Below are 12746 nucleotides of genomic sequence, written 5' to 3'. Positions count from 1 at the left end.
GTAGACACAAATCTCAGGTGGCACACCCAAAAACACTAGTGTAAGGTCTTCAACTTTTATTAGCTGTGGAGAATTTTCCAATTAACAAGAAGTAGCAATTGATCCTACAAAAAAATCATACACTTAGATATATATTTATAAGGCTATCAGTCTTTAATCGCTGTTTGGATAATTTTCAATATGAAGTTAGTATCCCTTAACTTTACAATTATTTATTTCTTATAAGGTCATCAGATTTAACTCGCTGTTTAGGGAATTACCCTCAAAATATATTAATACTTATAGGGAGTGGTAAACGTGGTAAAGCTGGTAAACCTCAACAATAGCAAGAGATACAGCGATTATTTTAGTGGTAAAGTGGTAAAGTGGTAAAGTGGTAAACTCAAATAATAAAAACTCTTCATTAAAATCATGTTGTGAGGTTTTTTAGTGAATTATTTCTATTTTGAAGTAAGTTTAGAATGCATCAAAAGAAGACTATGAAGTAATCTACAAATACAGCAAACCATCAAAAACACTACAATAGCAAGAGATATGACTTATAAGCTGTATATATTTATAATAATCTAAGAACACCTTTTTGTCTCGATCTTAGAAGGCCTGCTGAAGTACATCTAAATCCAAACATCAAATACAAATCCTATAGAAAAAATAATGTAAATGTCTATTCTTAATCCATAGAATATTTAAATCATTTATATTCTCCTTCTTAGTGATTGTCTAAATTTTAATTATTAAAGTTCTATAATTTTTAAAATGATTCTTTATTATAGCGAAGTATTAATATCCATATAAACAGTATTTTAATTAATGTAAATGATCTTAGTTTATAATAAGTTTACTTTTTTAAACAGATCATTATTTATGAAAAAAAATACTTTTAAATTTCTAAGCTTTATTTCCATTTCAACTTTCTTAATATTAATTCTAATAAACAATAATATATTAGGTGAAAGTATAAGTCATGATACTGATGAATACCATAAAGAATATGGTGAAGATTATGAAGAAACCGAGGAAGAAATTGCTTTTGAAATGGCTATGGAAAAAGATGGTCATCCAGCAATTTTTGATCCTTCTAAACTTCAAGGTAAAGAATTAGAAGACTATAATAAATGGTTTACGAAACTAAATGCTTCAGGTTTTAAATTTAATAGTGAACAAAACTTCGTAGCATATAAAGAAAAGGCTGCAAAAAATATACTAACATCTTCTTTGGCTGAAGAAGATTTTTATGCTAACAATACCTTATCTGGTTTTTGGGATCAAAAAGAATTCACCTTATTTGATAAAAGTGGATTTAGAGCAGATGGTTCTGTTTATGACCCCGTAAATGAAAATTTTTATATTGTTTCTTTTGCTGGTCATCTCTATAAAATAGATGAAGACGCAGAAAATCAGTGGCTTTTAAGAAATGATCAAAAAAGTTTTTCAAATAATAATTTTAGACTTGCAGGTTTGCATTTTAACGGCGTTAACTTACCAGATGGTTCGTTTAGATTATTGCATCAACAGAAAAACGGAGGTATGGAATTTTCTGATGATGAAGGAAGAACATGGATAACTGCAAATGGTGCATTTTTTACAAACGGAAATAACTACAAAACTCTTGTAACAGAAACAGCAACTGGAAAAAGAATTGTTGCTTTTGGTAATCAAAAAAACACAACAGGTTGGAAAGATGTAGTATATATCTCTGATGATTATGGGTTAAATTATCGTGAATCTAATGTTGTTGTTTACTCTCCTGCTTATGACACTAACATACTTAAACCCTATGGAAGTAACACCATATATTATTTTGCATTAAGAAATAGCGATAAAAGTTTATCAATATATAAAATGGAGGAAAACGACTCAGATTTTACTTTATTAAGCGAAACTTATCCTGGTTTAGACGCTGTAACCTCTTTAAAAGGTGCTACTGTTAATGGTAGAACAACTATTTATGTTAGCTATAACAATAACACAATTTACTACTCAACTGATGAAGGTAGTTCTTGGACAAAAACCGGAAGTACCCCACAAGATAGAGATATAATAGATATACATCCTACTAAACCAAACATTTGTTTTTCTGGTTTTACAAGGTTACATATTTCATTTGACTATGGTAACACTTGGGTTAATAACGGTAATAAACTCCCACCAATAGATCATGTTTGGGATCTACAACATATGAGGTCTTATGAAAAAGAAGATGGAACTTTCTTTACATTTGGTGGATTTGATTTTGGTTCTTTTTACTCTTCGACTCCAGAACAATGGGATTCATGGATTCCAATTAACAAAGGAACACCTGCAATGATGAGTTATGATTCAGCAACTAGTGAAAAACACAATAGAATATATAGTGGAAATCAAGATAGAGGCTCTCAAAGTATATTAGGAGATGACAAAGGAGAAGAAGGTTTTGTTTCACCAGCATTAAGAGAAGCAAATACCGATGTATTAAGAGTTGCTACAGCCAAAGGTGGAGAATCTGCTTGGTATTGGTATTATTATGGTACAATTGGTAGAAGTCCTGTAGTAGGTGGTGGCGATATTAGAGCAGTTTCTAAAAAAGATTTTTACGATAACTGGACGGCTACAATGATGGTTGCCTCTCCAAATAGTACTGAAGATGCTGTTTATATTCCTTGGGGTAATCAATTACAAAAAATTTCATATGATGGGAGCGAAATAAAAAGGACATTACATCCTTTTGTTTTTCCCGAATCTACGCTTAGTTTTGGCTATTCATCAAAAAATACAAATAGATGGTATGTAGCCTTAGCTTCTGGTAAACTGATGTATTCTGAAGATGGAGGTAATAACTTTTCAAAATCCAATTACTCTGGTACTTGGCCAAAAGGTAGCGTTAGTAGCTCTAGAAAAAGATCTCCTGCAATAGCAACCAGCCCAATAGATGAAGCTACAGTTTACTACGCAGGTGCTGGTAATAGTTTTTTAATTTCTACAGATGGAGGTAAAACGTTTACTAATCATAATACTGGATTGGATGTAGATAGAATAGTTGGTTTAGCTGCCTCTCCCAATGGACAATTTATCTTTGCTGCCTGTGTTTTTGATGGGGCTTGGGTTTTTTCTGTACAACAAGACAAATGGTTTAAAATGGATAGTAGCAAACTTCCAAAAGAAGTTAGATATTCTGCAGTTCAGTTTATAGAAAGTGAAAATTTAGTAAGATATGGAACCTATGGAAGTGGTATTTTAGACTTTAGAATTAACGAAGATTTTTCTACCATTTTTGTTGCTCCAGATAATTTTAAAATTGAAGTTGTTGATGAAACTTGTGTTGGTAAAAACGGAAAATTAAAAATTGAAACTAAATTTAGACATAATTATAATGTAACAATTTCTGGTGTAAAATATGATTTTGACAACACTTTAAATGTACCAAACTTAGAACCTGGGTCTTACAACATTTGCATTGGTATAGATAATACAACATATAATTATTGTGCTACTTTAGAAATTAAAGAATCTGAACTTTTATCAGGTAAAACCTCTGTGAAATCTAACAAAATTAATATTGATCTGAAATCTGGAACTGCACCATATACAGTGTATATAAACACTATTAAAGTATTAGAAACGTATAGTACATCTTTTAGTTTACCTGTAAAAGAAGGCGATTTTGTTCAAGTAGCATCAAAAGTATCTTGCGAAGGAAAAATCACAAAAACAATAGGAGAAACAATTAAACTTAAGGCATTTCCAAACCCTACAGACAACTTTTTTGAAGTTCCAATTCCTGTAACTGATAAGCAAATAACTATAGAGTTATATTCACTAGAATCTGGCCTAATATCCAAAAAACAATATCCAGTAATTAACAATAAAGTAAGGGTTGACGTTAAAAACATAGCTTCTGGAGTTTATTTTGCAAGATTAAATTTAGAAAAGCCGAAAACAATTAAAATCATAAAAAAATAAATATGAGAAAACTATTATATATTTTTATTTGTAGCATTATATATTCATCATGTTCTAAAAGTAACGATGGTGGTTTAGGACAAATTACAGATAGTACTCCTTCTACACCTTTATTAGTATTTCCTGGATCAGATCAATTATGTATTGATAATACAATTAACTTCTCATGGGATGCTTCTACAAATGAAGACGGAAGTTCTGTAGTGTATATCTTTGAGATCGCAACAGACAATCAATTCTCTACTATAATTACATCTGAAATACAAACTTCTTTGTCAAAAATTGTAACACTCGATAAAGGAATTGCATATTACTGGAGAGTAAAAGCAAAAAGTAGTAAAGGTATAGAAAGTGATTATTCTCCTACTTCTCAATTCTATACAGAAGAAGTACCAAATAGTAATAACTTACCTTTTTCTCCTGATAATGTTGCTCCTTTTGTTGGTCAAAATTTTGACGGCGTAAATACTATAGATCTACAATGGACAGCTTCTGATGTAGATAAAGATCCTTTAAATTATGACGTCTATTTTGGTAAAGATAAAAATGCGCTTACCCTGATGGTAGAAAACACAGAACAAACAACGTTACAAGTAACTGCTGATTCTCCTCAAACTACTTATTACTGGCAAATAACTGTTAAAGATGATAAGGGTGCTAAGACCAACAGCCCCATATGGAACTTTAAAGTAAATAGTTTTTAGGTTATATTATTTGTATTTTTTTGTTAATTGAACATCCTTATCTAATCATTGATGATTAAAATAAGGATGTTTTTCATTTTATAATTATTCCTAATTTATTTTATATTGGAAAAATACTATAAGAAAATGATTGGTTTTGAGCTTTAATTTGGTATTGCTCTAAAGGTCTTGTCCACCAACTTGTATCTCCTCCAACGCCCATCTGTTCATTATCTATATTAATATTTGTAAAATCTCGTTCTACGATATCAACAGTGTGTCTTTGTTTTTTCGTTTCACCAGCATCAAAATCTGAATTGTATTGATGATGCGCACTAAAACCAATATTTTTTGGCCCTAATACTTTAATACCTTGCCCTTGTCTATTTGTAAATGTTACCCAACGTACATCAGTTCTATATCCATTTTCTTGAGGTCTGATATACGGAAAATACAATTCTGAAACAGAAGCTTGGTAACTACCTACAAATTGTGATGTTTTTCTATCTTGATAATTTTCTAAAGGTCCTCTACCATACCAATTTACTTGATTTAAGTCTTTATTTACAATAAAATTAGTTCCAAAACGAGGTAAATTGGGCAACGCAGTTTTTACATTTAACAATGAGGTTTTAATTGTTATTTGCCCAGATGCATCAATTACATATTGCATCTTTATTGTAGCAATGTTTTCAGGCAATTTATAAATCATTTCTAGATGTACAGCATTTCCATTAAAACTTATTTTATCTGCTGATAATAAATCAAGGGTTGATTTTTTATCTTTTAACAACATAGAGGTTAACTTTTGATTTTCAGTTGCTTTTTTCCAAATACCAAAATGTTTGGGCATGTTAAATCCGTAATCGTTATCTGTGGTTGCTCTCCAAAAATTAGCAGATATTCCTTTTTGGATAATATTTCCGTTTCCGTAATCTAATTTTGACAGTTCTCCTGTTTGCACGTCAAAACTAGCTGTAAAATTTTCTGATTTTAAAACAACTTCATTTTCTGTAGAAGATAACATTAAATGCTCTGTAGCATTTTCTTTGAATTTGGGTATAAAAGTACCTGTTACAAATTGTGCTTTAGCTAAAGGAAACCCTTTAGAAAGTAATGGTAAATCTTTATGGGTAGTTGCTAAAAAATTAAGTTGGTATTCATGCTTTTTATTATCCAATTTAGGCAAGTTCAATTGTACCATTTTTGATTTTTGAGGAGCGATATCTAAAACTCCTAAACTTCCAGAAGTTATTTTTTCGCCTTCTTTAAAAAGCTCCCAATCTATTTTAAAGTTATTTAAATTGGTAAAGAAATATTCATTAAAAATTTTTACCTGACCAGTTTTAAAGTTAACATCCGAAAATTGAATGTTTTGATACACTTTTTTCAATTCTTGTAAACCAGGATGTGGTGTTCTGTCAGGATTTACAATTCCGTTTAAACAAAAATTACCATCGTGTTGTAAGTGAGCAGCACCAAAATCACCTCCATAACCCCAATATTTTTTTCCATCTTCTGTCTTTGTAACTAAACCTTGGTCAACCCAATCCCAAATAAAACCACCTTGCAAGACATCGTATTTTCGAATAACGTCCCAATAATCTTTAAAATTTCCTAAACTATTTCCCATAGCATGAGAGTATTCGCATAAAATTAAAGGGCGTTTGGGTTTGTTTTCAGCATACTCAATTAGTTGTGGAATACGATCGTACATTGGTGCTTGAATGTCTGTATTCTTGTATTTGGTTGCACCTTCGTATTGGGTAGGGCGTGTGGCATCATTTTCTTTCAACCAGTTGTAGGTTGCAAAAAAGTTATCACCATTTCCTGCTTCATTTCCTAAAGACCAAGTAACAATAGATGGATGATTTTTATCACGCTCAAACATGCGAATTGTTCTATCTAAATGCGCTGCTTTCCAATCTTCTCTATAAGCTGGGTGTATTTTTTTCATCTCAGGTTTTTTATCTAAACCTTGGTTAGTTGTCCCCATTCCATGGGTTTCTATATTGGCTTCATCAATTACGTAAAACCCATATGTATCACATAAATCATAAAAAAATGTATTCTTAGGGTAATGGCTACAGCGAATGGCATTTACATTATTCTGTTTCATTAACCTAAGATCTTTAATGGTTAATACTTCGTCTACCACATGCCCTTTAGTTTCATCATGATCGTGAAGGTTAACACCCTTGATTAAAACAGGTTTACCGTTTACTAAAAATTGGTTATTCTTAATTTTTATATTTCTAAAACCTACTTTTACTGAGGTAATTTGTAAAAATTCCCCATCAAGATTACTTAACGATAAAACTGCTGTATATAAGTTGGGAGTCTCTGCTGTCCATGGTTTTACATTTTTAATATTTTCTTTAAAGGTTATGTTTGATTTGCTTTTTGAAATAGCAACTATTTTAGTCTTAGAAAAAATTTGTTGCTTTTTATCGTCTAAAAGTGTAACCTCTAGTTTTCTTTTTTCAACAGATAGTTTTGTGTTTTTAAGTTCTATATCTATACTAAATGCCCCATCTTTATAATTGTTTACCAAATCACTACCTACTTTAAAATCGTTAATTGCAATTGGTTTGTCTGCTCTTAAATAGACATCTCTTTCTATACCACTTAGTCTCCAAAAATCTTGATCTTCTATATAACTCGCGTCAGACCAACGTAAAACCTGTACTGCAATCTGATTTTTTCCTGACTTAATATATTTAGTAATATTAAACTCAGCTGGTGTTTTACTACCTTCTGAATACCCTACTTTCTTTCCATTTATATATACGTACATGGCTCCACTTACACCTGCAAAATGCAAATAAATGTCATTATTTTTCCAGTTTTTTGGGATTTGAAAATCACGTTTATAGCTACCGTTATTATTGATATTATGAGGAATGAATGGTGGATTTTTTGGAAAAACATAAACAACATTTGTGTATATAGGTAATCCAAATCCTTGTAGTTCCCAGTTAGAAGGTACTGAAATGGTATCCCATCCATCTACATTAAAATCTTCTTTGTAAAAACTTTCTGGTCTTGCTTTAACGCTATCTGCATAATAAAAATTCCAAGTGCCGTTTAAGGATTTATAATAGGAAGATGATTTCCAATTTTTACCTAGAATTGCATTGTCTAAATTGTCGTAGTTGTAAAAAGTAGCTTTTGGAGCTTCTCTATTTACTTGAAATATTTCTGAATTTTCCCATTCTGGATTCTCCCATACTTTTGCAATATATTTAGGTTTAAATTTAGTTTCTTGATTACAAGAACCAATTAGAAAGACGAACAAGAATGTTTTTAAGAAGAACTTCATCATATGAACATTATAATAGTTATAAAAAAAACAGATATATAAATACATCTGTTTTTAGTAATGTTTATCAAGTAAACTCGACGGTAATTATTAATTATCGTACAAATAATTTTTTAGAAGCTGAAGCTCCTTTACTATCTGTAATTTTTACCATATACATTCCTGCAGACAAAGAAGAAATATCAAATTGATTTACACCAATGTTAAAAACATTTACTTGTTTACCAAGAATATTATAAACCGAAACCTCTCTTATACTAATATTATTAAGAGTGTCTACTTTAAAAACATTTCTAGCAGGATTAGGGAATAAGGAAATAGTATTGTTTAATTCAAAGTTTGATATGCTTAATGGATTACTATCTAAAATTTTAATTTCATCAATATATAAAAAACTATCTGTATCGTTTAGAATTTGTCCTCCTTCAACAATACTTGCATCAGCTATATCTGGGTGAAAAACGATTTTAAAAAGAGTGCTACCTGTAAAACTTGTAGCTGTTTGGCTATCTACAATTGGAATCACGATTTGTTCCCATTGAGCTTCTCCAGAATGTAAAGTTGTAGGTCTTATAATACCTCCATTAGTTCCGTTATTATCATCAGCTGTTGCGTTAAATCTTACAGCTAGATCAGTTTTAGGGCCATAAACCATAAAACTTAAAAATTTTGTTTCGGTATCTGAAATAGCAATATCTGCAACATCGATACCCGCAAAAATCCACCATTGTGTTGCATTTCTACCAATTTTTAAAACTTTTGCTGTGGTATTATCTCCACTGGCATTAGGGTTATCAACAATTTCAGTAGTAATACCACCACCTACATTTGTTAGTGCATCCTCTGTTGTACCATTTTCAAAGTCATTAACCATAGTCTGTCCAAACATTAAGTTTGTTGAACCAATTAACAAAATGAATAAATAAGTAATTTTTAGTCTCATAATAAAGTGTTTAGTTAAAAATGTTTGATATAAAACTACCCAATTTAACTAACTAAAAAATGGACTTCTATTAGTAAAACATAGACATAATTACTTTTTAACTTACTTCATTTTCCATACTCTAATATAATCTACTTTAGCTTCAGTATATTCTCCAACTTTTCTTTCGGAGAAATTAGTATTTGCAGCACCTCCAAAACTTGCCCCTGTTGATAACCAAAGAAATTCTTCTACTTGTGGAACCCATATACCTTGATAACGTGTTTTAAACTGACCATCATAGTAAATCTCTAACTTATCTTCATTCCAAAGTAATCCAAAAGTATGGTAACCAGAGTGAAGGCCAGGTGTTTCATAACGTCTTGTATTTGCTTTATGGCTTTGTCCATAGCCATCTATATGTACTACACTTTTTGTATAATCACCAATCCAAGCAGATTCAAAAACATCTATTTCTGCACCGTCATTACCTGTACCATCTATATTCCCCATATTATCTCCTTGCAACCAAAGAGCGGTATGAGTACCAAAAAAAGTTTCTGCAATTTTTATTTTAGCTTCTATATAACCGTATTTGAATTCGAATAAATTATTTGTAAAAACACCTCCGCAATTCAGTACATCATTAGCTACTTTTTCGCTTTTAAGAACTAAGTTTCCATCTTTATAACTTACATTTTCTGGTTTCCAAAACCATTGGTTAATACCTACCCCTGGTCGAGCTGCTCTACTTTTTGCTGAGTTATTTTTGGTCCATTTAGTAGGTTCGAATTTATCAAAATTGTCCTCAAACATTAAAATCCAATTGCTTGTATTTACCGAATTTAGAAATGGTTTAACAGCTGTAACTGTATCATCATCTAAATCATTAAATTGTTCGTCATCAGATGATGTTGAATTACCCTCAGTACAGGAAACAAACACAAAAGTGAATAAAATAATACTTAAAAAAAACTGACTGCTTTGATTATTAAGTTTGTTGTACATTTTAAAATTACTGATTATCTATTATTATTGATAAATATCTTTTGCAGAGAAATTAGATTGTTTTCCCGTTAATTTTAAAGATTTTATATCTTCTATGTTTATTGAGTTTGAAGGATTAAAAGAGCTGCTTTTCATATAATTTATAACACTGTGTTTTAACTGTCTAGCAACAGGCCTTTTATTTAAATTTGAAGTTAAGTCTATAGAAGAAAATACCAATTGTCCTTTACCAACTTTAGCTTCGAATAAATTGGTTAAGTGGTGGTTGGTAACAAAATTATCGATTACGCGTACTAAAGGTTTGGCATTAATGGCGTCTACAATGATAGATTTTGAATTGATACATAAATCCCACCATTGCCAATTACTGTAAGAATCTGTTGGGAATTTAGTAAATGCTGGATGTTTTTCATCTAACAAGACACCCATTGTTGCTGGTTGATTTGGAAAGTGAACAGGACTCCAAAATACAGGAACAAAACGACCTGTAATTCCTTTTAATGATTTTGGATTTGGGTTTAAAAATACCTTTTTCCCTTTTTGCAATGCTTTTTCGGCTATTGCTATAGATGCAGTAAAAACTATATCATCATCCGTAGTAGAAAGGTTTTTTGGGTATACCCAAATATTCCAACTATTCTTATATTTCGTATTGTTTACACGAACTGTTATGGTTAGTTTTTTAGCCTTATTAATTTTAATAGTATGGACAATTTTACCTAAATTGGTATTGTTGCCTATCACTAAATTTACATCAGTTAAAGACCCTTTGTTTACTACATTTTTTGCTTCATCAGTAATAACCCAATCTATAGTTTTATTTTTTAACTCTTTATAAAAATTAGCAATTTCTATAGAAGCTTCAAATGTTTCTTCATTTTCATAAACTGCTTTTTCAAATCGAATTAGCGGAACTAACTCACTATTAAATTGACTAAATTCTTCTGCAGAAATTACACCTTTAGATTCCCAAAATGCATTTAACAAACCAACTAAAGCTGTACCTTGACCCGGAAAATCTTGTAATTGTAATAATTGAAAACCATCAAAACTTGGTGTTTTTAATGCACGTTCAATTTCTTCTTTGTATAATAATGCTGCTAATTTTCCTGAAGCATACGTAAAATCTGGTGCTAAATCTATAAGTCCTTTTTTCTCTAAATCATTTTTTACAGCAATAAAATTTAATGGTTTTAGTACCCCTGTATATTTTTCGATTTCACTCATATCTGGGTATACAGAATACTGTCCTATTTCGTGAGATACTAAAGGTACGTTTATATGACCTGCTCCTGAAGTATAATCTGCATTAAAGTGAGGTGCTTTTGCATTAAAAATACCTTGCCCTCTAATCCATCCTTTATCTGTCCATTGTGCAATAAAAAACTCATCCTCTTTTTCTGGTCTTGTACCAGTTGGTTGTTGAAATGAAAATGCAGTAGTTGCATACAAATGTCTATTATCTTTAGGTTTTAAATCTGCAACCATATCATTTAAAACACTTATATCTCCCTGTAATTCGTTACCTAAAGCCATAAAAATAAACGATGGATGGTTTCCGTAATCTTTAATTATTTTATCTGCTTCTTCTTTTAAAAACTGGGTTGTTTTTTTGTCTTCACCAACTTTTAAACTCCAATGAGGTAATTCTACTTGCACATAAAAACCTGCTTCATCTGCTGCTTCGAATGCTGTTTTTGGTGGACACCATGAATGAAAACGTAAGTGATTTAATCCATAATCTTTAGCTTGCTTTATTAATGTAGCCCATTCTTCTTTTTTTGTTGGTGGATGCCCTGTTAAAGGAAAAATTACACATTCTAAATTTCCTCTTAAGAAAATTCGTTTATCATTTAATAATAAATCTCCACCCTTACTGCTCACAAACTTATAACCAAATCTTGCACTAGTTGTACCTGTATTAGTAACTAACTCAACATCATATAATTTAGGATTAAATTCGTCCCATAATTCTAAGTCTTTAGGTTTATCAATTTCTAATACAAACTCATTTCCTTCAGTTTTAGAGGTCTTTACTTTATTGTTATACACCTCAACACCACCAGTAGATTTTATAATAAGACTTACAGACTCTCCAACTTGAGTAGGCTGATTAAATGTTACTTTTAATTTATTCAGCGCTGCATTTGGATAAATTTGAATGTTTTCTGGCTCGTTTTTATCGTGAGCAACTAGCTCCATATCGCCTAAAATACCATTCCATTTTATTTGCGTATGATTAGTATAGGCATGTGCCATATCTTGATTAACCTTAACTGGATACATTGTACCTGCAACATTAATCAATGGAAACTTATTAGAATTGTCTATACAAATTGTAAGCAAATGTTTTCCTGGAGTTAAATTATTTGTTAGATCATAATTATGACTACCAACAAGACTATTTGCGCTTCCTATTAATTTACCATCTATATAAACTGATGATTCCCAAATAATACGTTCTAAACCTAATTGAATATTTTTATCTTTCCAAGAAGTTGGAATTTCTATTTCTTTTTGATACCATGCTTTACCAATATATTGATATTTTCTAGTTAAATTAGACATCACATAATTGTTAATAGCAGGCTTTAGTGTATCTGGAGTTCCTATTTTTGCACCATCTAAAGTGTTTGGTAAGTTTATAGAAGTTCCTGTAAATTTACTGTTTGCCCAACCTTGTGAATTACCAATATTTGTTGAATCTAGTTTTACTTGCCATTGACCAGAAATAGTTATAGAAGCTGGTGCTTTTGAACAACTATTCAATATTAATAATATAATTAGAGTCCCTGTGAAAAGACCTGTTTTTTGTACATTAAATTTATTCAACATTATTGTAATTTTATTTTTCATTGGTAATATTAAAATT

At 30.7% G+C, this 12746-nt stretch carries 6 protein-coding genes; 2 read left to right on the top strand and 4 right to left on the bottom strand.

Annotation, left to right across the window (positions count from 1 at the left end; all coding sequences use genetic code 11):
* The first annotated feature begins 864 nt into the window (after positions 1–864).
* Positions 865–3939, top strand: coding sequence for a T9SS type A sorting domain-containing protein (locus BXQ17_RS12420; protein ID WP_187661406.1), 3075 nt, complete (start codon positions 865–867; stop codon positions 3937–3939).
* 2 nt (positions 3940–3941) lie between these two features.
* Entirely contained in the window at positions 3942–4643 is a 702-nt protein-coding gene (locus tag BXQ17_RS12415) for a hypothetical protein (RefSeq protein ID WP_077810945.1), read from the top strand.
* 100 nt (positions 4644–4743) lie between these two features.
* On the opposite strand, the gene BXQ17_RS12410 is transcribed toward BXQ17_RS12415, so the two are convergent.
* The 4 genes from BXQ17_RS12410 to BXQ17_RS12395 all read right to left on the bottom strand — a co-directional run bounded on the left by BXQ17_RS12410 (position 4744) and on the right by BXQ17_RS12395 (position 12730).
* Positions 4744–7947 (bottom strand): glycoside hydrolase family 2 TIM barrel-domain containing protein, encoded by a 3204-nt coding sequence (locus tag BXQ17_RS12410; RefSeq protein ID WP_187661405.1) that lies wholly within the window; start codon positions 7945–7947, stop codon positions 4744–4746.
* A 91-nt stretch (positions 7948–8038) separates the two neighbouring features.
* On the bottom strand, positions 8039–8887 hold the full coding sequence (locus BXQ17_RS12405) for a T9SS type A sorting domain-containing protein (protein WP_077810943.1): 849 nt from the start codon (positions 8885–8887) through the stop codon (positions 8039–8041).
* A 102-nt stretch (positions 8888–8989) separates the two neighbouring features.
* On the bottom strand, positions 8990–9874 hold the full coding sequence (locus BXQ17_RS12400) for a family 16 glycosylhydrolase (protein ID WP_077810942.1): 885 nt from the start codon (positions 9872–9874) through the stop codon (positions 8990–8992).
* A gap of 24 nt (positions 9875–9898) precedes the next feature.
* Positions 9899–12730, bottom strand: coding sequence for a sugar-binding domain-containing protein (locus tag BXQ17_RS12395; protein ID WP_222927890.1), 2832 nt, complete (start codon positions 12728–12730; stop codon positions 9899–9901).
* Positions 12731–12746: the final 16 nt, after the last annotated feature.

It is taken from the genome of Polaribacter sp. BM10, from assembly GCF_002005425.1.
In the GTDB taxonomy this organism is placed as follows: domain Bacteria; phylum Bacteroidota; class Bacteroidia; order Flavobacteriales; family Flavobacteriaceae; genus Polaribacter; species Polaribacter marinaquae.
This window is presented reverse-complemented; position numbering and strand designations above follow the sequence as displayed.

Excerpts from the sequence above, each read along its gene's own strand:
- BXQ17_RS12420 (WP_187661406.1), top strand. The coding sequence starts at position 865 with ATGAAAAAAAATACTTTTAAATTTCTAAGCTTTATTTCCATTTCAACT.
- BXQ17_RS12415 (WP_077810945.1), top strand. The coding sequence starts at position 3,942 with ATGAGAAAACTATTATATATTTTTATTTGTAGCATTATATATTCATCA.
- BXQ17_RS12410 (WP_187661405.1), bottom strand. The coding sequence starts at position 7,947 with ATGATGAAGTTCTTCTTAAAAACATTCTTGTTCGTCTTTCTAATTGGT.
- BXQ17_RS12405 (WP_077810943.1), bottom strand. The coding sequence starts at position 8,887 with ATGAGACTAAAAATTACTTATTTATTCATTTTGTTAATTGGTTCAACA.
- BXQ17_RS12400 (WP_077810942.1), bottom strand. The coding sequence starts at position 9,874 with ATGTACAACAAACTTAATAATCAAAGCAGTCAGTTTTTTTTAAGTATT.
- BXQ17_RS12395 (WP_222927890.1), bottom strand. The coding sequence starts at position 12,730 with ATGAAAAATAAAATTACAATAATGTTGAATAAATTTAATGTACAAAAA.